The 26,952-nt window shown below is 45.5% G+C and carries 15 protein-coding genes and 3 pseudogenes; 2 read left to right on the forward strand and 16 right to left on the reverse strand.

The genetic code is table 11. The features are described from left to right. Positions 1–3 precede the first annotated feature (3 nt). The 16 genes and pseudogenes from P0Y67_RS08920 to P0Y67_RS08995 form a co-directional block, all read right to left on the reverse strand. Entirely contained in the window at positions 4–6,279 is a 6,276-nt protein-coding gene (locus P0Y67_RS08920) for a DEAD/DEAH box helicase (protein ID WP_342391599.1), read from the reverse strand. 1 nt (position 6,280) lies between these two features. Then, the gene (locus P0Y67_RS08925; protein WP_342391600.1) at positions 6,281–9,616 is read right to left on the reverse strand and encodes an STY4851/ECs_5259 family protein; all 3,336 of its coding nucleotides are present in this window, start codon (positions 9,614–9,616) and stop codon (positions 6,281–6,283) included. A 265-nt stretch (positions 9,617–9,881) separates the two neighbouring features. Beyond that, complete coding sequence (locus tag P0Y67_RS08930) at positions 9,882–11,246, reverse strand: McrC family protein (RefSeq protein WP_342391601.1); 1,365 nt, start codon at positions 11,244–11,246, stop codon at positions 9,882–9,884. Between the two features lie 3 nt (positions 11,247–11,249). Continuing rightward, positions 11,250–13,568, reverse strand: a complete 2,319-nt coding sequence (locus P0Y67_RS08935; protein ID WP_342391602.1) for an AAA family ATPase — start codon at positions 13,566–13,568, stop codon at positions 11,250–11,252. Continuing rightward, positions 13,558–13,773, reverse strand: a pseudogene (locus P0Y67_RS08940) (hypothetical protein); the annotation flags it as partial. The gene P0Y67_RS08935 and the pseudogene P0Y67_RS08940, both read right to left, overlap by 11 nt. Continuing rightward, positions 13,774–14,157 (reverse strand): annotated as a pseudogene (locus tag P0Y67_RS08945) (DEAD/DEAH box helicase family protein); the annotation flags it as partial. It lies immediately after the preceding pseudogene. Between the two features lie 156 nt (positions 14,158–14,313). After that, positions 14,314–16,068 carry an EH signature domain-containing protein gene (locus P0Y67_RS08950; RefSeq protein WP_342391603.1) on the reverse strand — a complete coding sequence of 585 codons (1,755 nt, stop codon included), beginning with the start codon at positions 16,066–16,068 and terminating at the stop codon, positions 14,314–14,316. Continuing rightward, complete coding sequence (locus P0Y67_RS08955; protein ID WP_342391604.1) at positions 16,058–16,717, reverse strand: OmpA family protein; 660 nt, start codon at positions 16,715–16,717, stop codon at positions 16,058–16,060. The genes P0Y67_RS08950 and P0Y67_RS08955 overlap by 11 nt, the downstream gene beginning before the upstream one ends. Then, a complete protein-coding gene (locus tag P0Y67_RS08960; protein WP_342391605.1) occupies positions 16,717–18,957 on the reverse strand; it encodes a hypothetical protein in 2,241 nt (746 codons plus the stop codon). The genes P0Y67_RS08955 and P0Y67_RS08960 overlap by 1 nt, the downstream gene beginning before the upstream one ends. A gap of 12 nt (positions 18,958–18,969) precedes the next feature. Beyond that, on the reverse strand, positions 18,970–19,308 hold the full coding sequence (locus tag P0Y67_RS08965) for a hypothetical protein (RefSeq protein ID WP_342391606.1): 339 nt from the start codon (positions 19,306–19,308) through the stop codon (positions 18,970–18,972). 4 nt (positions 19,309–19,312) lie between these two features. Beyond that, positions 19,313–20,458 (reverse strand): HNH endonuclease, encoded by a 1,146-nt coding sequence (locus tag P0Y67_RS08970; RefSeq protein WP_342391608.1) that lies wholly within the window; start codon positions 20,456–20,458, stop codon positions 19,313–19,315. Beyond that, positions 20,455–21,165 carry an OmpA family protein gene (locus tag P0Y67_RS08975; protein ID WP_342391609.1) on the reverse strand — a complete coding sequence of 237 codons (711 nt, stop codon included), beginning with the start codon at positions 21,163–21,165 and terminating at the stop codon, positions 20,455–20,457. Before P0Y67_RS08975 ends, P0Y67_RS08970 begins: the two co-directional genes overlap by 4 nt. 3 nt (positions 21,166–21,168) lie before the next feature. Next, a complete protein-coding gene (locus P0Y67_RS08980; protein ID WP_342391610.1) occupies positions 21,169–22,920 on the reverse strand; it encodes a hypothetical protein in 1,752 nt (583 codons plus the stop codon). A 133-nt stretch (positions 22,921–23,053) separates the two neighbouring features. Then, positions 23,054–23,215: an integrase core domain-containing protein gene (locus P0Y67_RS08985; protein WP_342391633.1), complete on the reverse strand. Its 162-nt coding sequence runs from the start codon at positions 23,213–23,215 to the stop codon at positions 23,054–23,056. Then, positions 23,207–23,495, reverse strand: a pseudogene (locus tag P0Y67_RS08990) (transposase); the annotation flags it as partial. The gene P0Y67_RS08985 and the pseudogene P0Y67_RS08990, both read right to left, overlap by 9 nt. 225 nt (positions 23,496–23,720) lie before the next feature. Next, complete coding sequence (locus tag P0Y67_RS08995; RefSeq protein ID WP_342391611.1) at positions 23,721–24,680, reverse strand: hypothetical protein; 960 nt, start codon at positions 24,678–24,680, stop codon at positions 23,721–23,723. Between the two features lie 391 nt (positions 24,681–25,071). On the opposite strand from P0Y67_RS08995, the gene P0Y67_RS09000 reads away from it, so the two are divergent. Next, the gene (locus P0Y67_RS09000; protein WP_342391612.1) at positions 25,072–26,229 is read left to right on the forward strand and encodes a glycosyltransferase; all 1,158 of its coding nucleotides are present in this window, start codon (positions 25,072–25,074) and stop codon (positions 26,227–26,229) included. A gap of 18 nt (positions 26,230–26,247) precedes the next feature. Continuing rightward, positions 26,248–26,916 (forward strand): SDR family NAD(P)-dependent oxidoreductase, encoded by a 669-nt coding sequence (locus P0Y67_RS09005; protein WP_342391613.1) that lies wholly within the window; start codon positions 26,248–26,250, stop codon positions 26,914–26,916. The last annotated feature ends 36 nt before the right edge of the window (positions 26,917–26,952 follow it).

Consider the following 26,952-nt stretch of genomic DNA (forward strand, 5'->3'; position numbering starts at 1 on the left):
GACTCAAATTACCCGATAGCTAATATATGTCGACCAATGCTCACTGTTGAATACCTCCAACTGCTGAGCATACTCCTCAATAATTTCCACCTGTTCTGTCCAGTGAGCATTGAAGCTGAATGGAAGTGGCTTGTTTTGCCAGCTTGACATTTTTAACCGCCAATAGCCAAAACCCTGATCAAGTCTAATATGAACTTTCTTACCCGATTTAAGTTGAAGTGCCAGCATTCGACGGTGAGCAATATCACTGCGACGTGCAAAAAGGACGACCTCAGGAGTAATCCCCGTCGCCTGATCAATAACTCTTGTCATAACCATCTCTTGATCATCCTGGTTATACCAATCTTGATGAAGAAACTTCACTTGTCGCTCTTTCTCAGTAAACAGCGTTTCAATCGTAATTGCCGGAGTTGTCGCAACCACTTTCGTCAGTGAAGAAAACACCTGACACAAGAACAGCAACGCTGCTGGTGACTGTAGGTAGCGATCTGAATAGTGAATAGCTTCAATAACATCGCTCTTTAATACGGCTTTTAGTCCTGGATTGTTTACTAAGAGATATTGCCAGAAGTTAATCCCAAATGTGTCTAACTTTCCATTCAGTTCACTAACGATTTCTGATTCGCCATATTGGATGGATGTATGGAACTCTTCCAGCACCAAAACAACAGGAGCAGTCTCAACCAGAGCAATACTTTGACTGATGGAGGAAGCCCCAGATGACACCATCCAATATTGACCAGGGGTACATAGAATATCCGTACCACGACCGGCGAATGAAATAACACCAGCTTCCAACACGGTTTGCGCTACAAGGTTGTTGGGAATCGCATCAGCAGCTTCTATTTCGACGCCCATCGCTTGATAGGAAATTAATTCTGCTTTGGTTTCATCATCCAAATCTGCTTCTTTGGGTAATACGAACTTAACGATTAAGTTTTCACCTAATAAGAAGCTGGCTATCTGCTTTTTAAATACTGGGTGGCAAAGATCCCATTCATTGACACTATCACTGAATATAAACGACGCTTCTTTACAACCTTGTTTGACAAAGTAATCGACGTTTTCAGCAACAGAAAACGGGCTATATACTCCCCCCTCAATGAGTTCATCACTGTAACTTGAAAGATCCAGCCCCTCAATCCAATCCAAAGCAACAAGCCTGTCGAGTTTATCAATATCATGTCTCGAATCAGTTTCAAGCAAACAGTCACCGCATGCCGATTGGCACTTAGGACAATTCAGTTTTGATACCGCTTTCACTAACAAGGCTTCAATATGTTTTGGCGCAGAAGAAGCAAAACCTGCACCGCCACTGATAATGTCAAAGAGCTGCATCGCTAATCCGGCATCCCCGTTTGGCATAATTACCGGCCGCACCGCATAACCAAGCTCGTTAGCAGAAACACCTAATATTTCTGCTAAGCCCGCACGTAATGACACGACTAGTGTTGTCGCGACGATCCTTCCATCTTCGTTATCTCCTATAAACTCATTACGAAGTGGGTGCTTTAATACGAGTTCAAATACATCCGTTTTAATATAACTACCTAAGTGAATCTCCTTCATTAATGTAGCGCTGCCGCCACATGTTGCTCTCGGGTCCTCTCCATCCTTTTTACCTGCTTGCAACGGAATATGGGGAACCGATGGAGAGAAGTGTTTTGGATACTCACCATTCGCAGTCAAAGATTCGGCTCTTCCACAGGACATACAAAGCGCATAGCCTTTCCCCGATGCTCCTGCCGTATGATTAAACACCCTTCCATCAGGGCTCGCGACCATGAAGCCCATTTCAGAGTTAGGCAAGCTCATTTGAGTGCCAGATACAGAAATCCATGGCGTTTCAACGGGGATGAATGCTTGCTGAGAAATATCATTTGAAGGACTTACGTAAAAGTCCGTAACAAAGCCAGTCGGCAGCAGTACTTTACGCTGATTACTAGGATCAATCTTCTCGCCACACTTTTCGTTGTCACAATAGATTTCGTCCTGTGAGATAGCAACACCATCAAAGTAACCAGTCTGCCCGCAATGTTTACAACGCCAGGCTAGGTCAAATTTTTGCGCTTCAACAGAGTCTGAATTAGCAATGTTGTGCCAGTTAAGTGACACCCCGCCAGAACGGAATACACGACCATCCAAAACAACTTCAGCGCCAGGAGCATATTCACGAATGGCTACCGCAAGATTGCGGCTAGGCAGACCACGGGTGCGTGAAACGTTATCTTCTCTGTCATCCTCTTTTTTCTTACCTTCCAGCTTATCCCGCTTGAAGTCCTCGATATTCGTATTGTTAAAGGTAACAACATCTGTCGGGAAGCCATATCCCGGCAAAAAGGACTTAGCCGCGAGTTCGCGCAATAGATACTCTTTACTCAAGCGACTGAGCTCTTGTTTCAGTCGGAAAGCATAAGGGCTACCCTCTGCCGCGTTTACTTTTTCAGTCTCTAACCGCTGATATTCTTCAAGCCATCGTTTTGAGAGTAATGACATCATCAACGACGTTTGCTCCAATAAACCAACAGCAGAGCTCGATGAAAGCACAGTACCTGCAACCAGAACATGCAAATTATCTTCAAGCGATATTGCATCATTTTTAAGCCAAGATAAGAACCTATCACACACAGAAGGCGAGCCATCCATCGCGAGATAAAACCACTCTAAATTGAGCGATGTCCGCTCCGTTTTTGTATTACCGATCTGCTCTCGCAAAAACACAGACAGCAGCATCGAATTGACATGACGCTGAACCAACCTTGATGAGTTAAACGCAACATAGGGAGCTGGGATCGACGCTTCAAAAGGCCACTTAGGATTATTGAAGGCCTGCTGATCATGAGGATTTCCTTTACACAAGGTGTAGGAAATTGCGCGTGACTCTTTGCTCCGGCCTGCACGTCCCGCTCGCTGCAAATAGTTAGCTGGGTGAGGAGGCACGTTATTCATGACGACCGCAGAAATACCGCCGATATCTACCCCCATTTCCATAGTGGTAGAGCAGTTAAGCACATTGATTTTGCCCGACTTGAACATCTCCTCGTATTTTTCTAAACGTTCAGCCGACTGTTGCGCGGAGTGCTCAGCGGTACGGTAGTAGAAACCGCCTTCAACAACTCTGTCGTTGATATCAGTCCATAAGTTTTGCTCTCTTAAAGCCCGGACTTTTGATTCCTCTGCGACTTGCTTGCGTGTAATTGTTAACCCCTTACCGAAGTCAGCTTGCTCGTCTCCAAACTTCCATATTTGAGGATATTCTACCGCAAGGCACTGATAGTTTTCGTTCCCAAGCTTTACGGGAAGATAGGGAGTTAAACCCTTAAACGTTGTGTCGAGCAGTTTGTGTGTACGTGAACAAATATACACTGTATCGGTAAACGAGAAGGTAAGTTGCTCTCTGTTTAAACAGAATTTATTCCCATCACTTTTTAGAATACCAACAGTTTTCGAAGTTAGGTCACTCCATGCGGCACGCAGCCAGCTGTCGATAAGATCAATGCCAATGGATGAATCTTTATCTACCCCACTTCCCAATGCCAATAATTTAACCAAGCGATTCATATTGTTGCGGCTTGCAAGCGGCCACTTCTTAACACTGTTTTCATCCTGCTCTTCCGAGTCAGGGTTTCTCAATCGTTTGGCGGAAAAGCGATTACCAATCCATTTTCGCCAATCTTCCTCCAACAGCATGAAAGTGTTTTCGCGGATATAAAAATCCAAGGCAACTTTGAGGAAATCCAGCCAGTCTTGAAGAGTTAAACCATGCTGCCCCCATTTTTCAGGCATACGTTTTATAACCTTGAGGCCGGCGTATCCAACTTTTATTAGGCCTTGTGTTTCAGAACTGTTCTGTCGTTTCGGGCGACGAGCAAATTCTCGGAATAACAGCATTTCAGCAAGTTTCAACGCACCATCAGATTGCTTGAATGTTTCCGGTGATAAGTACTTACTGTATTCCAGCATGCTTTCAGCCACATCACTCTTTTTCGATAGCCGTGAAGCCATATCAGGCCATTCCATCTCTACGATAGGAATTGCTTGATGATCTTGAGACAAAGCATTAGCTTTCGTTTCTAAGTCATTTGCCGTATCGACCAATCCCATTGCACGAAGTGTTTGAGCTTGAGCTAACAAAGCTTCCGCCGAAACGTTTGAGTTTACTTGTTCAGGTACAGGTTGAGATAGCTGAGCATCTCTCAAAATATCGAACACTAGCCCTCTTAGCTTTGAGCGCTCCGCTTCTTGCTGCATGCGCACTGCCATACGAGCAGTGCCTTGACGACTATCAGTGAACGTGATTAAACGTCGGCCTCGGCCAGGTCGTGATTGAGGTCCAAGCTTAGTGTCTTTATCGACGTCGATATCTGGGCAATATTCCAGCAAGGTAGGGACAGCGTTCGCAACATAGAATGGCGAACCGAGCATTGCCCTGCGAAACGGCATCGAGCCACGATAGCCCTCAAAGCCACATTCGACACAGCAAGGCTGGCCACCTTTGTCCTCCCCCCCAAAATATTCCGACAAACCAATGCGTTCGCCTTCCAGTGCACCATAAACGCCAGACTTCCCTACATGTACGCCATAGTAACCATTTTTATCTGCTAATGACCGTGCAAACACATTTGGTCTGTTTGTTGTTTCACAATCTTGAACCTCATAGTCACCTTCGTCACCAGCGGTCTCATTGAGAAGCGAAAACTCATCCCCCGCACTGGCGTTCCATTGGCGAAGTTGATTTTTACGGGAGACTTTGCCGAGAAGGTGAGGTTCATTACAGTCTTGGCAAAAGGTCAACTCAAGAACTGGTGCGCCGCAATCACATTTCTGCCGTTGTGTTGCGTACACAAAACCGAATGGCCAGTTGCCTTCAAGCGGCGTATTGCTCTTGCACGTACAATTTGAATCAATACACGACCAAAGCCCCTGCGTCATGCGTTGGAAGAAATGCGCACGCAACTTCAAAAATGCTTCACCGCTGCTACTTGCTTTCGTACCCGACGCAAGATCCAGCCACTCAAGAAGCTGTTGCTGTGTAAAGAGTGGACGATTGAGGCGAATCAACAGCTGTGTGTTGATGTCATTCAGATCCAGTGGCTTTTTCGCTTCCACCAATGTACTTCGTAGAGCAAGCGCCGTTGTATTTCCACACAGTGCTTCAAAACGCCGCTTAGACACATCGGACGTTTGTGTAGCTTTACCTGCTGTCAGTTCACCGTCAGGCTCAATAGAAAGCAGTTCTTCAATCGAATAATCGTTACTCGCATACTCTGGAAGTTCAGGGACACTTCGCTTACCGCCAACAACTTCAATCTGGTTCGGTTCAACACCCGCTAAATTAGACAGGTAACTCTTAAGCTGATTTTCCGCATCCTCGTCAGCAATGGTCGCTGACGTTGCAACAAACCGAACATCCTTTGCTTCTACGCCAAAGGTTTGAAGTACACGACGTAATTGCAAAGCCAGCTCTGCGGCTTGTGAGCCGACATAGGTGTGCGCTTCATCCAGCACTATCCAGCGTAGAGACTTCTCTTCACGCGAACGTTGAATGATCGGAGAATCAATTTGGCGAACCATCATGTATTCAAGCATGGTGCCGTTCGTTACCAAAATTGGTGCAGGCGCCTCTCGCATTAGTTCGCGTGAAAGCACTTCATTCGGACGGTCTTTTTGCTTTCCACGCATCTTGTTCTTGGAATTCTCAGTGTTGCCGTTGTATAGGCAATAGCGAATACCATCATCAAAGTGTTTCGTCCAAGCATCCAAACGCTCTTTTTGGGAGTTAATTAACGCATTGAGGGGATACAAAAACAGCGCTCTCACCCCTACCAGAGGCTCCCCTTTTGCTTCGTATTCACGATGTAAATCATTAATGATTGGCACCATGAAACATTCTGTTTTTCCTGAACCCGTGCCTGATGTCACGACTAGTGATTTGTGCTCATTTAAGAGATGATCCCAACTACGGAGCTGATGGCGGAATGGCTGAAAATCCGCACCAAATCGATAGCGTCCGTTCTCTTGGCTATCCAATGCGGCAACAACGGCTTTAGATAGAAGATCGCCAGCCAGCTCGCTCATCTTCGGGTCTGCAAACTCCCAACCGAACGTATGCTCGAACACCGGTGGTGCTAAAAATGCACTCTCCTGACCACAGTCTGAAGACATAATGTCGCCGAGGTGCTTGCGAAGATTAGGGTTAGTCACGCCCAAGATGCTCAACGTCGACTCTTTAGTACGACTAATAGCTTGCTCAACGAGAGAAGAAAAATAGCGGGTCATTCTACTTACCTGTTTGGTTTAGCAAAAAATAAGATACAAAACAGCGGAATACGGGCTCAAACCACGCACAATCGAAGTCACGTAATTTTCTTAGATGGAACAAATCGTAGTCATGGAAGGTTGAAGATACTTCCTTAGGCACAAGCCCTGTCACCACAGCAGCAGCATAGACAGGCAAGTAAACAACGCCATCATGGAACCCTGCATTGGTTTTTATTTCAAACGGCATTAAACCAGACTGTGTACACCAACGTTTCAGATAAGCGCCAAACTCGGTTGGCCAGCTGGTGTTTTCCGCATTCTGGCGCAACAAGTCTTGGTACCACTCATTGTGAACAAGAATCTCCATCAAAGCGCTAGGACAAATTTGAGGTAATTTGCCTGTTCCTAAGAAAGTAACCACTTCATCTGACAAAGCAGGAATGGCGTCAACCAACTTCGTGATTTGTTTAGCCATCAACTCATCTACGGTTTCGGATGGCAAGCGCATACCTTGCAACATTGCTCTTTGAAGCTGAATCGCATGCTGCCAATCAGCTAGTGGCACAAACTGCCAAAACACAGGCAACTCACTTTCCAACCTAGCGATCAGTTCTGGGTTCAATTCAAACTGAAATAATGCAACAGCCAACGCCTTGGTATCTCTCACCAAGTATTTGAAAACTTCAAACGTTGAAAGTGGCAGATGTCCATAATTTTTGTATGTGTCACGCAAGTACTGCCAACCACTGTGCGTCCAATCCGTTTTCATCTGTTGGAACACATCGGCAATCACATTGGGGTTGAATGCAGGGTGGAAAAGGCGAGACGCCTTTTGTAAGGTTTTCACATCACCGTCATTGATTTGCTCACCCAGGCATGGAATGAACTTGGCTCGAAACAGCACATCAGAATCCGGCGCTGGAACAACCAGCCAGGGACCGCCTTCTGACACGTAACCCGGCAATGCAAACTCCCCTATTGAAACTCCCTCACTGGTTAGGCTTTCGAGATAAATCGGTGCCTGCTCTGGCGCTGTAAGCCTCATCAACGCTGGGCGAAGAGACTGCGCATCAGCGATTTTGATTGAACGGGCATAAACCACATTTCTATCTTGGTCATTATCCATGACTGATGAGTAATGACTCACCGAAAAACGAAGTGTTTTCCCAGGACCAGTAATGACTAAATCAACAATGCTGTCCAAGTGGTTATTCAGCGACAACAACTCCAGTAGACTTGTTTTAAGCGCGTAAAGGCTCACTTCTACAGGTTTGTCACTCACCACATATTGCCAGCGGTAGTAAGGGGCATCCGTTTGCTTGACGCCATTAATATTGCTCGCCGCTTCAATTTGATAACGCGCTACTCGCCCATTCGTCGCAAACATAAGCAGGCGGCTGCCAAGTAAATCATCAACTGTTAACCTCTGTGCTAAAGGCTTACCATTGGCATCGAATGCGACCACACCTTTTGAGGGGAATGGAAGAATAAAAGTGATCGGTTCGCCAAGCATATTCAATGTAATATCAACCAGAACCATTGACGGTGGTGAACCCTTGGTCGAAAGGTGTAATACAATGTGCTTTTCGAACTTTTCGATAGTGTCTAGGGTCACACCTTCAGTCTTGACAGCACATACTTTTGGTGCGGCAGTTTTAACAATAATCATGCCTTGGTTTGGCGTTTCACCGCATTCAAAGCTGATATCAAAATCCGCCGGAAGCACCCCCACCTGCTTTCTGAGCAACACTTCACCATCGAATTTTTTGATAGTGAGGCGCTGCTTTCCAAGAAAATTTTCCCGAGTCAGATGCGATACCCTTTTTCCATCCAGACAGATATCTAAGCTGTCGTCATACAGGCGGTTCATCGCTTGATTAATCGCTCTCAGCCCACGAAATACCATAGTAGGCTTCGTTGGCCATGGTAATACATCGCTTTCAAGTGACACACCGACGCTCTCAGGTGTGTCACTACCGGAAGCAATACGATAAGCCTCTTCACCCGGCAATGAAATTTGGCACACACCAGACAAACGATAAACAGTCAAACCACAAAAGCGATGCTCTGTTTCCGTTAACTCACCTGATACCGACTCAACCTTGGCTTCATTCGGCATCAGAATGTATACATGCACTTTCTTTGTTGATAACGAAGCTTGCCCTAAGACGTGCCATTCATCATCTTGATTGCTCAAAGTAACGGGTACATCATCCCAATCTAACTCACTGTCAGAAATTGGCACTTGGGCAAGCTTTTTCCCTGATTGCATGGCCACCAAAGACAAACGTTGTTTTGCATCTACCCGCTTCACTTCGGCGCGAGTTTTTCGGATAACCACCTGACAGTGCTCGCCTTCAAATTGAGCATAACCTGTACCTAGATTGGCGAGTAACTTTTCACCTTCAAACACCACCAAATCAATTCTGCTTACACTGAGCTGTTCACGTGTAAACATGAACAGTTGTTTATGAGGTAAGGTGACTTCGGTGCGTACGGATTGGTTGTCCCATGAAAAATAGTGCGTGCAGCTGAGTTTGACTTCCTTCTTGGCTTTCTTTTTTACCTCGTTAGATGCAATCACCAACAAGTTGTTCAGAAAGCGTGTGCCAATGTCATCTTCAAGTGGAAGAGGGAACTGCGTTCGCCAGTTCGGACACTGCGCATCAAGGTAGTTTGCCGGTGCCGCTTGGCTATCTAACCCAAACTGGTAGACCAAACTGTCGAGCTTATCGAGCATATCAGCGAACAGCTCAACAGAGTCCTCGCCTTGCAGGGCTTCTGGCAAACGTTGAATGCGAGATTGAATGAGTTGACGAACTGTATGGTGCCCCAACTCTTTTGCTTCACTGTACCTAGTGAATATTTTAGAAAAAGAGTATTGGTAACCGTTGTCATCATGAGATAACAGCTTTGTCGGCAAACCACCTTCACGAAAAACAGAACCTAAATAATTATTCCCCTGCGAGTTCTCATATCGAGAAACAGATCGTCCCCATAACTTCAACCCACGGGATACAACCACTGACCTTTGTTGCGGAGATAATTCAAATTTCAAAGAATCGTGAATAGCGTTCCAACTCCACTCAAGGTTGTATTCCCGGCGAAACCACTCAGAGCAATAGAGTACGAACGCGCCACACCACTCAGGAGAAAATACCGTTTTATTCACCACCTCAAAGCTTTTCGACAGTATATCTTTTAGTGTGAGGTATTCATTGAGCGACAAGTGGTAACGATAAAGCGGCGAGCCAAGGGATATACCCGCTCGGCTTTTCTGAAATTGCAGAAGCCACGTTTTGTGATGTTCTTGATTCTCTCTATCAAACACGGAATTTAATTGTGGAGTATTCATATTTACCTGAGTGATTAGTTGATCCAGATTTGAGTTACACCACTATTAATGGGCATTTCCCAGATACTTGAAGCTACCATGAGTCTTCCGCCAAGTAGCTTTTGTAAGCTTACGTTCCATCCATTAGCCAAAAACATTTGGCAGTAAACCAAAAATATTACCGCGTGTTGCGAACAATTAATTAGACCTCACTCAATAAACGGAAAGCGCTTCCGTTCGATTGCAAAAAGCGAAAGCACTTTAGTTATAGAGTGTTGCTGCGCCACTAGGCGGCAGGGGGAGAGGCAAAAGCGGGAGTACAGAAAAATTCTTGGGACAGACAGGATACTTCTGGAAGAACAAGTTTACTGCTGCCGTTTCTGTCAACAGAAAAAGGCACTACCCAAAGTTTAAGATCTTTGGTGAACTCAAAGTGCCCTTGTATCGGAGACGTAAATTTATCCGTTTTCGGGTATATCAGAACAAGCTTGCCCTTCCCTTTCAGATATTTTTGCCCGTATGCAAACATCTGATAAAAATCTGCCTGGGATAAATCAAATTTATCGGTACTTTCCGGGTTGATGCGCTTCCACTTGGTGTCGAGCACGCAGGTTGGCGTACCGTCCTTTTCAATCATCAAATCGGGTTTCAGTGTGAAGAGATCACGATGCTTGTCAGATTCGAAATGATGAGTCACCAGCTTTTCTGCACAGGCTTGAGTCTGCAACGAAAAGCCGTTTTGAAGCTGGTTTCGAAGGGTTTTCGCCACAAATGCTTCAAACACAGATTCCATTGGAAACAGGAGCGAAGGGGCGTCCGCATCCCCTTTCATGCTGATCGGCGATGAACCACCCAGAATAAGTTTCGCCCACGCCAACGCCGGTTTGTAGTGCTGCATACCACGGTCAATATTTACGCTATCAAAATCCTGTTTGATGTTGTGACTTTTGGGCACCGCATCGAAGGCAAATAGCAGTTCCCTTAGCAACTTCTGATTGCTGTGGTTTCTGCAATATCCGTACACCGTGATCATGGCGGTTTTCAACAGGCGGTTAACGGGCCTATTTTCAACATATTCATCAAATTCACAGTAAAACCGGTGCTTCGCCACACTGTTGTGACGAAGCTGACCCGCCATATTGAGCTTGCCTTTCTTGACCAGCAGGTTGTCTTCCTGACCCAAATAATCTCGCTTCAGGCCTCGTTTCACGATGTGATTCACACATGCTAAAAACTGGGAAATAAACACCTCAAGAAGCGGCATTTTTAGCGATTTAAGTCCAGCGTTATCCAACTGAATATGGCGAAATTCACCCAAGGCTTGCAGCATGATGAGCAGCGTTGATCGGGCTTCTGGGTATGTCGCCTCCCCTGTTTCAGGGGCAAATCCGGTTTTAGGTAAAACCTCAATATGATTACCAGAGGGTAAGAAAATTACCCCGACAAAGTTTTGCACTTGGAGTAACCTGCAGCCACGCTTGATACGAGGCTGCATAAGCTGGTTAAAGCCTGAGTTATCCTCTGTCAAGCAGCGCTTCTCTAAATAAGAGAAATCAGCGTCAGGGATAACAGTGTATCCCTGAGCTTCACCATCATCCCTATCAGAACAGAGATAACCGAACTCAAACACAATAGGTGGCGTCACTGACATGGATTAATTAACCTCAGTGCTTGTTTCACCTTGAGCAATCACAATCTCTTCGTCTATAGACGGATGTGCATACATGCGGCGATAAACCTCGGCATTTTGCCAAACTGATTCGTCAAACTTTTTCAGCGAGTATTGTATGAATACCTCACCGTAAGAGCTCAAGTTATGGTTTTTACCAAACAGCGCATCAAGGTCATTGTTTTCAAACGCTTGAGTTCGAATAAGCTGCAAGTGCCCTTCACGCAGGTTATCGCCAAGTACCAGTCGGATTTTCTGCCAATCCTCAAAAAAGTATTCTTGGAGCAAAGGCACAACTTTGTTCTGGAATACGCTCACCAACTTGGCAAAAGCCTCTTCTTCCTTGTCTTCATCCAACAAGGTTTTTACCGGCATAAAGAACGCATGTCCGAGGGTATGTTCACGGTCGTAAAGGATCTCTATACGCTCGTTCAAGGTTTTCAGCAGAGTTTCAAGATCAATCCCCTTTACCACAGCGCCGCTTAAAACGCTTGGTTCCGGCATCATTTCGACAAAATCAAAACGGCGGCGCAGTGCGGTGTCCATCATCGCCAGTGAGCGGTCGGCGGTGTTCATGGTGCCGATAATGTAGAGGTTCTCTGGTACCGCGAAGGGTTTGTTAGAGTAAGGCAGCGTCAACGAAATATTCTCAACCCTGCCACCTCGTTTAGAGTCTTCGATTAATGTAATGAGCTCTCCAAAAATCTTAGAGATATTACCTCGGTTGATTTCATCGATAACCAAAACGTAGTTTTGGTTATCTCCTTTAACTGACGTTTCCTTTTTTTCGCCAATGTGAACATCGTGCGACTTTAAGTGACTTAGTACATCGCCTACGGACAAACGTCCAAGTGGATAGCAGGTTGGCAAACTGAATTGCTTGTTGTCATTGAGCGATTTGAAATCAACCGAAAAGCCTTTGGCTAACCACTTGATAGGCAGTTGATGACAGTAGTCCCTTCGGCCCGGTAAGCCATCTTCGACATATTGATAATCACCTATTACAACACCTACTGCTTCAATGGAGGTTTTACTATCGATGCACAAGACCAAATCACCAATAGTCATTTCGTTACAGAAATAGGTCAATGAGTTTTGGTTATTAGTCCCTTGGGTCTTGAAATAATCGTTTCGCTCTTCTTTCGAGAGATCGCCAGTATCGCCCCAACCGATAGCCCCTAAGTTATGCTCAAGGCAATACGTCTTCGTCGCATTCTTATGTGCACCTTCAATAGAAAGCTTCCAAACGCGGCCATTACTCTCTACTGTAGGATCAACGTGCATTTTCGAAACAGTCGCGTCATTGCATATCTGCTTAAAAATGCCATCCTTAATTCGATAAGTCACTTGCTTATCTTCGGTAGTTTCAGCAATTAAGCCCTCTACGAAGTCTTCATAGCCGTAACTTTGATGGAAAGTAACAAAGCGAATACGTTTGGCATCCACCAGCGCATCGTATTTAGCCTTAAGTTCTTCTCTGCTTTCCCATACATACGCTGGTTCAGCCGCTCTCACTGCCGCTTCTATAGAGTGATATGTTTTGCCAGTTCCTGGAGGGCCATAAAGGATTTGGTTGAGAGGGATTTGGACTTCGGGTGCCATGCTATTTTTCCCTTGCACTGAATAGCTGTTGGTATTTTCATTCACGCCTTGTTCTGTGGTGTTCTGGCTATCAATCCAGACAATGCCATCTATCAAGGCAAGTAGCGGATTGCTTGGCGAGCCGAGGCCATCGCGAAACAGCGCGAGCGCATGTAACGCGGTCAATAGCTCGCGCCAGTATTGCGCCGTGTCCTTCACTTGCTTTAATCCAAGCGCTTTGCATAACGGCTTTAATGCATCAGCGGCAGCAGACACAAAGTAGTCGGGGCGACTCACGGTTAAGATGCGGGTGAAAAAGACAAACGGATACTTGTTTCCGCCTGACGCTTTAACGCCTGTCCGGAAAAGTTCAACTAAATGCATATACTGCTGTTCAGTAATTTCGCCTTTTCGCGGTATCGCTGCAAAAAAATCATCTAAATGGTGAAACTGGGAGGCGATAATTCTGCCGACCTCGCCATTGCCGCCAGGCGCACCAAACAGATTAGGATCAATATCATGACTGTGGTGCTTTTGTGAGGTTACGCCCAAGAAAAGGCTTCGCTCATTCGGGGTCATTTCACTGAGTTTTGTCTCCGCTTGAAAAGCAGCTTGTGCTTTATCTAGCATCAACATTCTGTTTTCGTAATTTTTGTCGTGCTGTTGCAGTTGTTGGCAATACGCTGAAGTTTCACGCAGCGCTAAAATCGATTTAAGTTCCATGCAAATCCCTAGAAAAAAGCACGCCCGCAGGCGTGCTAAATAATGGACAGTGTAACGCCGTTAGCTTCTTCCACCCTGCCTTTTTCGCGGCTTTGGCTAAGGCTTCGGCCTCAATGCGGGCTGCCGCGATGCGCTCCAACAGTTTGTCGGCAGGTTCGTCGCTTGGGTCTTGCGGCACCAGTTCACCACGGAAGGCTTTAGCGAGTTTGAATCGTTGTGACTGGACAAGGCGATACATTAAAACGATTGCGGTACGGATCTTACCTGTACCCGTTGCCATTGCCATTGCCAGCAGGATATCTTGCTGCCCCTTGATGATGGCTTTCTCAAATTCTTGAACAGCTTCTTCATGATAGTAACAAAGACCAAGCTCGCTCATGCCTGGGTGTTGTTCGAACCATTTATTGAATTGCTGGTTGTCCCGCCCCAACATTTCCATCAACTCTTCAGGGCTGTGCCATTCTGGAAGTGCCTTGGGCATATTCTGGGGGCGGCGAACGTCACGGTACCAAATGCCACTCTTGGTTTTCATGGCTGCGCGATATTCGCGTCCATTGGTAGAAAAACAGAACGGAATTTTGAAAGTCATAGCGTAAAGCGTTTCAGTCAGTACTTGTGGATTCGCGCCAGTCGTCGCTAAGAGTATCTGCTTCATAACGTTATCAAAATTGGAGAATTGGGAAAGTTTAATTGTAAAATTTCCCAGACACTACGATTTAGATCACGTAAGGGGTGGTTTGGGCATTTATTTGAGTCGATAACGCTCAGCAGCACTTATAGCCTCTTTGTGTCCTTGCGCAGACGCTTGGCGGATCCAATTTTCTCCATCTAACACTCTTTGACGGTTTCCTTGACCTTGCTTGACCATTGACAACCCCAATTGCCACATCGCCTCAGGGTTGCCTTGATTTGCCGCCTTTTTGATGTAGATATCGTATTCATCTTGGTTACCAAGCTGTTTTGCCATTAGCGCTTTTGAGAGGTACAAATTGCTTTTCTTTTTAAGCCCGCTAAGCTCACCAAATTTCCCAGTTTCGACTTCACTAGCCCAAAAGCGTTCAACCCAAGATTCCAACTTATTTCTGCGTTGTTCGAGCATTTCTTGGTTTGGGGAAATCACCAACCCCCTTTCCTTTTGATACTCATTTATTCCTGGAGGGAGGCCTTTGAAGTAAGGAATGTTGTCATTTGCAACAATGCCGAACTTCGTTCGGAGTAATTTTTCGCAGAAGTATTGCCAAGACGGTAGGTGGTCGTGCACTTCTAACTGAGACAATGAACGAATGTCATTAGTTGTCAAAGCCTTGCTCTCAAAGAGTCTTTGAGCATACCAGTCATCGTTCTTAAAAAAGCGGGTCTCACTCAATTCCCCACGCAAAAACTCGACAGCTATGAGCTTTCCGATCTCAAAAATATATATTTCTGTTTCAAGTTGCCCTGCCTCGTCAATATCATCAACAAAAGTAGGTAAGCCATTGTTGCGTTCCGCTACAAATTGAAAACTTGAATTAGGCAAAAGTACACGAACACGCTCGAACCTTGAGCTGTAATTCGACCAGAACATTGAACGGCTGCGGATTTGACGGGTTTCATCTTCCGATAAGCCAAGCTCTTCTGCGGCTTGCTCTGAATACAACGCAGAAGAAATCGCCTTCAAATCAAAATAGTTAGACAGGTTGAACTTTTTTTTGAGTATTTGCTTGGATTCAATGCTGAGCCTATTCCAGAAGCTGTCTTCTTTCATGGGTAAGCAGCGTAACTCAATGAGCTCCTCACACAATTCTCCATAACTAAACTGATTCTGTTTGGCGATGAAGATTTCGCAGAAGTCCAACTGCTGTTTAGTTGTTTTTATGGACAGGAAATTTTTATATAGCCACGCATCATCTTGCTCACTTAGGTGCCCATCAGCGATACACAAAACAAGGTGACTATTTACTTTCGGCCCATAACTTATCGCCTGAGGAAGCCGCAGGTACTTGGTTGACTCAGCAACCGACATTCGATGTTGATAACAGTACTGAGCAAGTTGTTCAAAATCTTGTTGCTGTAGAGCTAACAACCAATCAATTTTCCTGGCTACAAGCTCACCGAGACCTTTGGCCGTCCTGGCAACGGCCATCGTTTCTATCAGGTTGTTGACTATACTGGTCGCTCTTCCATCGATAGATAGAGCTGCTTTAAAAAGCGCAATATCGCCCAACACATGGTTGGTTCCTATAGTGCGCCATGCAGCTATACAGGCTTCAATGTTGTCACTATCTGAAAGTGCGTCCCATTGTGTTTGGTCTTCAATCACATCCAGCCACTCGAAAATAGAAATTTCCGCACTTCTTCCTTCGTTCACTAAGCGAACCATCTCGCTCAGTCTTTTCGGTGGGAAGCTAGGCAAAGTAACATTTCCCAGTCCCATATCGAAAAAGTCATCAAATGAGAGTCGCTCAATACTGTTGCCATCGGGTAGCTTGGGAAATGAAAATGAGTAGCCGCTATTTTTCAACCTGTTGCACCTCAGAAAAATTCCCCAGGAACTCGTCGTCTTTGAATTGGAATCGGAACTTCACTTTCCGGTCTGATGCGACAGCAACTTCCTTATTGGCTTCAAGTGGTCCTCTTCCTGAGATCACTACCTTTTCAAAGAATCGTTGCTTGTTTTCAAACTTCATGTAGTTGATAAACGCAATCACACTGTTCGCTCGCATCACGCTGAGTTCCATATTTCGGTTAAATGAACCTTCCGAACTGGAGTGCCCTTCAATAACGATACGGCTGACTTCTTCTGCCGTTTCTTCTGACTGAAAAATCACATCCGAATAGATTGGGATAAATCTGTTCAGAAACTCTTTGCCCGAAGACTTCAGTGAGTAGTCATCCAAATCAAACAAAATAGAGTCAGTGATTGAAATGTCGCCGGTCTCTGAGTCAGCTTTTACCTCTATGCCTGCGGCATTGAGTGCATCGTTTATCCCTTTAATAATGACAACGCGGGTGTTCTTACTTTCCTCATAAACTTCAGAAATTTGTACCAATGCACTTATCAGTAACAAGGCAAAAATCATCAATAGTACGGACATCAAGTCGCCCACAGATAACCAAACACCGGTTTCCTCGGCATCAGCTGTCTTTGGGGCTACGCCAAAACCACGCATTACGCATTCACCTCATCCGCTTCAAATTCACGGCGCTGAACCTGAGAATTAATTAGATAGCCCGCTGCCTGTGAAAGCTTATTGTGAATAGCGCTTGCCGATTGATCGAAGTCCTTAAAGAAGGTCTCAAAGCTTTCATTTGCACGAGTGAAGTATTCATCCATCGCTTTTGGTAAGTTTTCAGTAACGTCGACAAATGTTGCAGATGCTTGAGCATACTCTTTCTTAAGCAGTGCAATCTCTCGACTCATCGTATGGGCTGCGTCTTGAAGCTCTGCCATCTTGGATGCTTCATTTAAGCCAATTGCTTTAGCTACGCGCTCTATAGTTCTCGCTGATGCTTCGAGCTTCTCATACTGTGCAGTGAGCTCTTGAAGTAGGTTGTGACGCGCCTTGTATTCGCTTTCAAAAACTTGACGGAAATTGTCGACCACTTCGTTAAGCCCATTACGCTGCTTACTCAAGCTGCCTTCTAGGATATTGTTCTGTTGTTCGAAGTAAGAAGTCAGGTTCTGTTGATACTGCAGACGGAAGGCTTCAAGCTCTCGTTGTACAGTTTCGGACATAGACTTAACTTTAGTGTCTATATCGCCAAGACCCAGTTGAAGTTCAGTTCGGGCAGTTTGCATGACACCACTCGCCTCATCACCAACTAGCTTGATGGCATCTGCTTGCTCTTTAAAAATCGCCTGAGCGTTGTTGACCAAACTTCCGATACGGCTTTCCATTACACTGAATAGCTTTGATTCTTCTTCACGGCGCTGCTGTACTGATGTTTCAAAGTCTATTTGTGCCTGATTCATCAAAGATGTGGCAGCCTGGCCTGTCTTCTCGATAACAGTTGTTTGGTTGTCGAATGAGGTTGAAATCTCGGAAAGTAGGCTGTTTATGCGGCCTGTGACATTTTCGAACAATGCTTTTTCAGCGCTTTGGCGCTCGTATAAAGCTGATTCAAGAGAATTTTTCATTTCAACAAAAGCGCCTGAAGCACGTTGCGCGCTATTTTCAAAAGCAGTTCGTTGCTGCTCCATTCCTTGTGAAGCATTTTGAAGCATACCTTGCACTTCTGTTGCGATAGTTGTCATCGCCCCTTGGGTATCTTGTTTAAAGCTATTGAGGATGTCCTTAAGTGATTCAGCAAAGGCTTGGAGCTTAGTCATCGTCTCTTTTTGGAACTCATTGATGGTAGCAACAGTCTGCGAAGTGCTCGTCACTACTTTCTCAATATTGCTATTTAGTTGCGTCGCAATCTCATTGCTGTTTGAAACGGCTTCACTGGTCTTATTTAGTTCAACAGCTACTGGTTCAATCAACTCAATTCTCATTTCACGGACAAGCAGCGCCACTAAATCCTTTTGAGACTGTTCTTTAATCTCTTTGAGCGTCGCAAGCTCTTTCTTTATTTCACCCAAGACTGGTGTCATTTGGTTTTGAATGGATTCGCTTAAAGCATGGGAGATTTTTTGAGCAATAACATCTCCATTGAAAGAAAAGCCTAACTGGGTAAGGGAGCTCATCGTCGCATCCATCTTCTCTCCCATAGACTCCATAACTTTCGCAGAACGGAGTTGGGCTTCAAGAACTTCTCGCTGCCCTTCATTCGATATATTTTTCAGATAGTAGATAGGACTCGCTTCAAAGTACTGTGATGAAAGGGTGTTGATGAGCTGTGTTTGAGCTTTTGCAAGTGAGCTAGATGAAAACTTCATCAATGCCATAAAGACCGCAGAGGAACTAAGGCCAGCGAGAGAAGTATAAAAAGCGGTTTTCATCCCTTCCAAAAGCTCAGCTGCTGATGTCAATAGCGCTTTGGAGTCGCCTGCCATGCTAAATTCACTCAATCCCAAAGTGATACCCAGGAATGTGCCTGTTATACCAATACTTGTCAGCAAGGCTGGGATTAGTTTGTATCTTGAGCTATCAAAGGAGGGCAGCATTTGCGAGATTGGCGACTTACTTAGCCATAGATCTCCCTTTGTTTCTACAACCAAGCCTTCAGTGGAGGGGGTGTAAACGAGATGATCGGTAACCCAAACCATCTCGTTCTTTCCGAGTTTTTTAACATCGACTGTATTAGATTGAGCGTTTGGTTTTATTTTGCCTATCTGCTTTAGTTGCTTTTTTGCCCTTCTTACTGCATATAGCTCGCGTATTGCGAAAAAGACGAACAGTAGAGTGGTAATTGATATGATTGCGTCAGTCACCCAATCCCCGGAGATAAAAGCCAAATGATCTAACATATGGAATAGTACCTATTGTTGTAGGAAGTTATTAATTTCTTGTTTTGTAAAAATTTCTTCTGCAATCCGAACGGGTAAATGCTCTGCATCACGCCTTTCTAAGCCATTAATGACAAAAACCTTTCTGAGGCGAACGCTATACATTTCCTCGTCTTGATCCTCGTTATCGGTAGCCGATATCAAATACGTATCGCCCGGAAATTCCCTGAGCAATGTTGCTTGCAGTGAAGACTTTGTATGCCTTAAAGACTTAGTCGCCCCAAAATCATTCCCAAACTCATCTCGAGACAACTTCCACGCATGATTCACTGTGATGATCCTCAAAATGACTTCATCGAGCTTAACGCTCATATCATTAGTACCTTAATTTGTGGGCTTGTGATTTATAGTTTTCTAAAAAGTCGTTGATGCTGACAACGTGCCAACCGGATTTGCAGCCGTCTTCGATATCATTGTGTGAAATTGCCACACCGAATTTATGTTTCGGCCAAGCAAGCTCAACTCTTGCCGCAATATCACCAAAAGTGTCTTGGACATAAAAATTAACTACAGGCAATTTGAGCATAGCTTTTCTACATGCGTGTAACACGCCATGAACGCCTGGGTCTGAGTAATCAAACAACTCTTTCCATTCTCCCAAACCGTCCAATATTCCTTGCTCTTTACGCATTTGGTTTATGAGTTGGCGCTCAGAGTGAGTCAATGCTATGTGACCATGCATAGGTTGCTTGCTGTGACAGTCGATACATAACGCTTTTAAGTTGCTTTTCTTATTGTCCGACTTAACGCCATTAATATGGTGTACATGAAGTAACCCTCTTTGAGATCGTAAATTCACACCACACTGCTCACATTCGAACTCTTTTTCCACTCTGTAGTGCGATGAAATTTTTGCCCAATCTTCACTGTAGTTTATTTCTGCCTTGTCTGCTTTTCTAGATGGCATGTGAGGAAAAAGTGAACTGTATGTGGAGAAAAACTCCTGCATATCAAACTCATTGAAAATTTTTTCTCGAATTTGGCCTGTTGCATAGCCTTTGTAATTCAGTTGTCCTAAGCAGAACTTACAGATCTTAAGTTTTGCTATACCTTCTTCCGCAAGCCCTTGAAAATACGAGCTGCCCGAAATGGGAAAGTCACCAGAAGTATCGTTAATGACCACATATCTCTCAAACCGCCCTTCCGACCTCATAGACTTAAGTTTGCTACAGTCTGCAACATGGAACCTATTACCGGTTTCAGGTCTGCTTACGACCGATTGCACGGCAGTGCCATGATCCTTTATGTAAAGCAGTACTTGTCGTCCTTTGTAACTAAGGAGTCCCGAGTCAATATCTACATCTTTGAGCTCAACATCTTTACCCTGAGATAGTTCTATATCGAGCTTCTCAAGCTCTTTAAGCCTGCTTCCATTGGAGTCAGAGCTAATAATCCCCTTTTGCTCAGGCTCCATTAACTCCACGGCGTCTTTGAGCAACGAGAAATCCACTGTTAATTTCATTCAGCACCCAGTATTTTTCTGATTTGCTCTTCCGCGTTCGTGATAACTCGGAATGACACCCTGCGAGAACGTTTTTCATCTTCTTCACCAGATGCTTTTTTGATGAGTTTTGAAGATGAATATCCAACAGCTGCGACGTTTTCTTTCACCCAGCTATAGTGTTCGACTCGAACAGGCTCGAGCCCCATGACGTAACTAAGTACTGCACGCGTACGAGCCTGGGATAAATTCATGTTATTGAAATAAGCTTCATAGTCAGAGGAACCTTGATTCCAGCGGCTTGATGTATGTCCCTCAATTTTTATTTCCTGTAAAGACGGCTTAAATCGATCTAGTACCTCAAGGTATCTAGGAAAGAAATCATCAAGGATGACTTCAAATTCATCTTCTAAATTCGCTTTGCCATTCGCAAAGAGGACATCTGGAGCCGTAAAATTAAGGCTAAGTGTGCTTCTATCAATTTCAGCGCCCCATTTCTCCAGGTCGGTAGCAAACTCGTCAAGCAATGCCAGATATATCGCTTCCTGAGTCTTTTCATAAGTAACAGCAACTTCTTTGATTTTGTCGCGTTCGTTCATCGCATCCCGCATCAGAGCTACAGAAATAAACAGGAATACCATCATCAAACCAGCCATAAGATCTGACACTGACATCCAGTGTTCACCACCTTCGCTATTGCTTACTGACTTTCCAAACAATTTATCCATGCTTTACACCGCCACGCGTGAAGAGATGACATTGTTCATTTCCTTGACTAACTTTTGGTAGTCCCTCGTAAATTGCTGAGTTACTGTTGCAAGCTCCTCACCCATTACAGTAATGGTTCTCGCAATCTCCTGCTGCATTTGGTTGTCCAGAAACTCTACTTGCTTCTCCACAGCGCCGCCTGTTTTACCGACTGCTTCGGTAATTTGGTCCTCTAGGCTATCGAACGTTCGGCGAACGGCTTGTGCTTGGACCTGGAACACTTCTTCCAATGTCGTTTCCAGACGATCTTGGAGCCGACTGATCGCATTGGTGGTTTCTGCTTGGATTTCCTTTGTACTAGTCAAGAGCTCTTGATTTGCTTCTTTTATTACCGTGCCAGTTTGTTTGGCATCATCTTTAATATCTGCAACCATGACGCGCATTTCTGCATTAAGCTCTGTAAATGCGTCTTCTAGCTGTTGTTTAATTTGTTCAGAGCTATTTGTCAGGTAAGTGGCGCTGTTTTGAAGAGCACCAGACGCTGTTGTCACATTACCGGTGATATCATTGGAAGCTTCCGCAAGCCTACCTCCAATTTCTACGGCGCGGTTTTCAAGCTCGGTCGAAACCTTGAAAGCACCTTCCTCTAGGTTCACTCTCATAGTTTCTACACTTTGGTTAGCTGTCGTACCGAAATTGTCGATGATTTTTTGAGACTCAATTAGCATGGATTCGTAGTGGTTAGACGCTGCTTTTACTGAGTCCCCGATTACTGACATGGTGTTGTCCATCTGCTCACGAATTTGAGGCATTGCTTCAACAGCTTTGTCGCGAAGGTCCTTAAATGCTTCGAGGCGGTGTTCAAGCTCAGTAACCTGACCATGACCCAGTTCCATGACTTGATGGAGTTTTTCCATCGTGGCCGGTATGGATTCGGCCCGTTCATTGATACTTGCGACTGATTTTTCAGTTGAGGAAATAGCATCAACACCCAGTTGATATTTGTTTGCCATATCTTCGAGTTGGTGGCGGTAATTCTCCTGCCACTCAACAAGCTTTTTCACTGACTCATCAAGGCGCTTGAAGTTCTCACCAAATTGCTCAGTGAGCTTCTCATTGAACTCAACAATGACCTCTTTGAGTGCATTGATGACTTGTTCAGTGGCGGACTTGGACAACAGTTCGCCAAACTCATCCATTTTCTTCCATAGAGATGTTTGGAACTGCTCTGAATACTGAAGTTGTTTTTCTTGATGGGAAACCTGAGCTTTGTGGGCATCGTTGATATCTGTTCTAAGGTTTTTGATTTGCGAAGTTAAAGACGAATCTTCATCACCTTGAATAGAAGATAATAATTCATTCGAAGTATGAAGCTGTTGCTGCATGACTTGGAAGATCTGCTCTGGACCTACAGACCGCAACGCAGCCTCCTTTTTCTCTGGGATTAATCCAAAGATCCCTTTATAGATGATTGACGCAGCCATACCGACCAGACTCGTCAAGAATGCCGTCTTGAGGCCCGCTAACAGCGACTCGATACTGCCATCGATATCTTTGGGGTTAAACTCCATTAATCCAACCACGATGCCTGCAAAGGTCCCCAATATTCCCAAAGATGTGAGTAGATTGCTCGTGTTTGCAGTCAGTCGTTTTGCTTTCCCAAATACTGCAAAAAGCACTGAAATAATCAGAAGCCCCAAAATCATGTAGATAAAAGCATTTGAAATGGATTCGGCTGAAAATGAAGCGATCTTTGATGCAAGAATATTAGTCATAGGATTGTCACCATAATTCGGAGCTCACATTCTAGTTTTCACTAGTATACTAGACAACTGATAACATTCTCTTTTGTAAGCTTACGAACACAACTGAACATTTGATGAAAATTATATTGTAACCGTCCCTACTTTAATGGCAGCCTAAATTAGAGTTTTTCCTGCTTTCGTGCCTTGCTAAGTATTCCCAAGGGGTCTGATCATCCAGAGCATCACGAGGGCGTTCATCGTTATATTCCTTCATCCATTTTTCGGTTAACTCTCGAACTTCACTCAGCGTTTTCAAAACATACATATCGAGAAGTTCTGTACGATCGTTTTCTATGATGTCTTTCAGAATACGGTACTCAAGGCTGAGATCAGCGAACATATATTTTATGTCGTCGGTTTTCGACTTCAACCTCTTTTAAGCGCTTGATACCTGAAGACTCCATGCCTCCTTACTTGTTTTTTCAGTTATAGTACATGGCATCCGAGATACCGTACTCTCGACAGAATTCCTTAACCAGCCTGCCAGCTTCTACTACTTTCAAAATCTTGACGATTTTAGTTTCCGTGTAGCTAGATTTCTTCATTATTGCTTCTCCGTGATGTCCTAGTAAAGGCGGGGAACTCTAAATGTATATGTCCCTAGTTCAAGGGGTTACAATTTCATTTTGCCAGATAAAAGAAAGGACCGAACATTTCCACGTTCAGTCCTTTTTGTTCCTGCCAAATATCCATTTAGATATAAGCGCTAATGCTTATCCGAACGGCATTAGTTCAAAAGAACGGGCTTTTTGTTTGTCTGGAGATGGCCTTTACGCGTTGTTCCAGTTCACTGTAAAGGTGAAATCCCACAGATCATTCGAAGCCCCTATGCCGGGATATGCAGCATAAAAAGTATTATTGGTTGCAGCTAGAGCCGGGCCGCACTGAGATCCCGCTTCATTGATTTCTGTAAAATCAATCTGATTGGTACTCCAGGTGGTGCCATTAAATGCGCAGCCGTATAACTGTGCGGTGTGGGCACCGTGATAGAGCGCAAATAAAGTATCACTGGTTGCCGCCAGCGACACACCGTCATAGCCTTCTGCACCGTTTGCATCTTCCAGATTGGTTTGCGGCCCCCACTCTAAGCCGTCTGAAGAAGAGCACACATAAATGGCAGAACCATTTATAGCGGTTCCGCCCGCCCCTTCCCAGCCTAAAAACAGTTTCCCGTTGAAAGCGGCTAATGAGGGTCCGGCTGTCGTTGTGCTTGATGCGCCATTCTGGTCGCTGACATTGACCTGTGAATCCCAGTCGGTACCGTTTGCCGATGAACAAACGTAAAGGTTGCTCGATAAATCTTCCCCCCGGTATGCCATATAAAGCCGGCCGTTAAACGCAGCAAGTGTTGGCGGAGAATCGGTTTCGGCATCATTCTGTGAGGTGATTTTTGTTTGATCACCAAAATTGACGCCATCTGAACTTGAGCAGATATAAATGCTATCAGAGCCTGAACCCTGATAAGCCAGATACAACCTGCCATTGAATGCCGCCAACGCAGGGCTGTTCTGGGTTTTCGCGCCATTATCGTCGGTAATATCCGTTTGCTGAGACCAGCTGACCCCGTCGGCGGTGGAGCATATATACAGGCTTTTGGAACTGCCCCAGCCACGGTAAGCCATGTATACCCTGCCATTAAAAGCCGCAAGCGCGACCTTGCTGCTGGACTCTGCATCATTCTCGAGCGTGATTTCTGTTTGATTCGATGTGTTTACGCTGATGATAGCCATGTGTATTTTTCTCCTGAACTGAAATGAATGTGGCAGAGCGATGTCACCCTGTCTTGTTTCATAGCGCTTGTCCCATAGCCCTTGCACCATCCATGACTCAACAGCTTTAAACACGCAACAGTCACACCGGGCCTGGAAAATCTCTTTCCAGCTTAGACCAGAAAAACACACCTGCAGGACAAGAAATACAGACATGCGGTTAAGGTCATTCCTTCATTGATAAATTGCACATTGATTTCAATCTCAATTGCCATTCCCAACTTGGTTTGCAGAATGCAAATGTCACCCGATTCGTTGCCTGCCCCAGCCGCGAACAGACGCCACCAGCCGCATTATTACTGGTATAACTCTTGCTTCAGCCTGTACAGGCAGGTGTTGTAAGGCGGTCGCTATGAATGCTGTTATCCAGGTTGTAAAGCAGTTAACACCGGGAATGGTGGGCATTGCAGCGGTGAATATTCAGCAATTCTCTGCCTTGCGGCAAAGGCGCTTTATCGTCTGTCTGGAAGGGACGATGAGTGAATCACTTGACAGGTGGCCTTACCTGAAACATGTCGTCGATAAACTGATCTTCCTTGATGCGGAATCTGAAACAGCCGCAAGCGTGATTCGTACTCTGGTCAAACTGTTTCGTGCTTACAACGCAGGTGTTGTACATACCCATCAAAGCGCTGCTTTATATCAGGCTGGTATTGCAGCCCGACTGGCCGGCGTCAGCACCTTAATACACAGCGAACACGACAACTGGCTGCGAGAAGACCCCAAACATCCGCGTTTGCTGAAAATGGCCCTGAGTTGTATTCACCCTGTGGTGGTTACCAGCGGCGGCAGAATGAATGACAGGTTACAAACGTCACTTAGCCGCCGGGATATCACCACGATTCCGTACGGTGTTGATACTCAGCGATTCCAGCCTGGCAACCAGAGTATGGCCCGGCTCCGGCTGGGATTACCCACAGGGGCGAAAATCATAGGCACAGCAGGCAGGCTGATCCCGGAAAAGCGGCATCATTTATTGATACATGCCCTGAGTCATTTACCGGAGAATGTGCATCTGACCTTGGCAGGTGAAGGCGGTCTGGCGCGAGCGCTGCATATGCTGGCAATAAAGCTGTCGCTGAGCCACCGTGTCCATTTCATGGGGCACGTCGAGAACATGCCGGAGTTTTATCAGGCGCTGGATCTGTTCTGCATTACCTCTGAACAGGAGGACTATCCTGTTTCCCCGCTTGAAGCGCAAGCCTGTGGAATCCCTGCAGCATTAACCGATATGGGGGCCTGCAGCGATGTCCTTTGTCCGTTAAATGGTATCCCGCTCAATACTGACGATGAACGGACGCTGATTTACCAAATCCATACTGCGCTGCTTAAGAAACCCGGCATCAGTCCTCGCCGTCACATTTTGCAGCACCATGATGTTCGCACTATGGCCGAGGCTTACGATGCGCTGTGTTATCAGGATAGCCCACCCTATATTGATAACCGTCTGCATGCTGCCAACTCTGTCCGTCGGCCAAAATGTCGCTATACTTTGCCGAATAAACCCTGATAAAAGCAGAGGATAACAATGATTCTGATCACAGGCGCCAGCAGTGGACTGGGCGCGGCTCTGGCTGCCGCTTATGCCGCCGATGGCCACACGCTGACACTGACAGGCCGAAACGACGAGCGCTTGCATAACATCGCCCGTCAATGTCAGCCGGCCAATATCTGTACCCTGACTGCCGATCTTTCAGATGCCAGCTCGGTGTCATCTCTGTTCGATAAACTGCCATCCGCACCTGAAACCATGATTTTCTGTGCCGGCAGTGGCTATTTCGGCTCGCTGGAGAAACAGGAGCCCGACGCCATTGCGCAGTTGATCAGCAATAACCTGCTGTCTGCAACCTATTTTCTGCGCGAAGCGGTTAAACGCTACCGTAATACTCCCCTGACCTGCGCGATGGTTATGTCGACGGCGGCTCAGGTGGCAAAAGCCGGCGAATCAACCTATTGCGCGGCCAAATGGGGCGTAAAGGGACTGGTGGAATCAACCCGGCTGGAATTGACAGGCAAACCAATGAAACTGGTCGGGGTGTATCCTGGCGGTATGGCAACCGAATTCTGGGCCAGCAGTGGTAAAGAGATGGATCTCAGCAGTTTTATGACGCCTGAAGAAACCGCCACCATGCTAAAGAAAGCGCTGCAACATGTCGAGCATGGCTATGTTTCTGATATTACTATCAATCGTTATTGATCCCGCCCGCACTCTTCACCCCCACTCTCTTTCGCA

This window comes from Photobacterium sp. SP02, from assembly GCF_038519165.1.
In the GTDB taxonomy this organism is placed as follows: domain Bacteria; phylum Pseudomonadota; class Gammaproteobacteria; order Enterobacterales; family Vibrionaceae; genus Photobacterium; species Photobacterium halotolerans.

What these genes read in the sequence shown, in the direction of transcription:
- P0Y67_RS08920 (WP_342391599.1), bottom strand. Translation starts at nt 6,279, where the DNA reads ATGACCCGCTATTTTTCTTCTCTCGTTGAGCAAGCTATTAGTCGTACT.
- P0Y67_RS08925 (WP_342391600.1), bottom strand. Translation starts at nt 9,616, where the DNA reads ATGAATACTCCACAATTAAATTCCGTGTTTGATAGAGAGAATCAAGAA.
- P0Y67_RS08930 (WP_342391601.1), bottom strand. Translation starts at nt 11,246, where the DNA reads ATGTCAGTGACGCCACCTATTGTGTTTGAGTTCGGTTATCTCTGTTCT.
- P0Y67_RS08935 (WP_342391602.1), bottom strand. Translation starts at nt 13,568, where the DNA reads ATGGAACTTAAATCGATTTTAGCGCTGCGTGAAACTTCAGCGTATTGC.
- P0Y67_RS08955 (WP_342391604.1), bottom strand. Translation starts at nt 16,717, where the DNA reads ATGCGTGGTTTTGGCGTAGCCCCAAAGACAGCTGATGCCGAGGAAACC.
- P0Y67_RS08960 (WP_342391605.1), bottom strand. Translation starts at nt 18,957, where the DNA reads ATGTTAGATCATTTGGCTTTTATCTCCGGGGATTGGGTGACTGACGCA.
- P0Y67_RS08965 (WP_342391606.1), bottom strand. Translation starts at nt 19,308, where the DNA reads ATGAGCGTTAAGCTCGATGAAGTCATTTTGAGGATCATCACAGTGAAT.
- P0Y67_RS08970 (WP_342391608.1), bottom strand. Translation starts at nt 20,458, where the DNA reads ATGAAATTAACAGTGGATTTCTCGTTGCTCAAAGACGCCGTGGAGTTA.
- P0Y67_RS08975 (WP_342391609.1), bottom strand. Translation starts at nt 21,165, where the DNA reads ATGGATAAATTGTTTGGAAAGTCAGTAAGCAATAGCGAAGGTGGTGAA.
- P0Y67_RS08980 (WP_342391610.1), bottom strand. Translation starts at nt 22,920, where the DNA reads ATGACTAATATTCTTGCATCAAAGATCGCTTCATTTTCAGCCGAATCC.
- P0Y67_RS08985 (WP_342391633.1), bottom strand. Translation starts at nt 23,215, where the DNA reads ATGTATGTTTTGAAAACGCTGAGTGAAGTTCGAGAGTTAACCGAAAAA.
- P0Y67_RS08995 (WP_342391611.1), bottom strand. Translation starts at nt 24,680, where the DNA reads ATGGCTATCATCAGCGTAAACACATCGAATCAAACAGAAATCACGCTC.
- P0Y67_RS09000 (WP_342391612.1), top strand. Translation starts at nt 25,072, where the DNA reads ATGAATGCTGTTATCCAGGTTGTAAAGCAGTTAACACCGGGAATGGTG.
- P0Y67_RS09005 (WP_342391613.1), top strand. Translation starts at nt 26,248, where the DNA reads ATGATTCTGATCACAGGCGCCAGCAGTGGACTGGGCGCGGCTCTGGCT.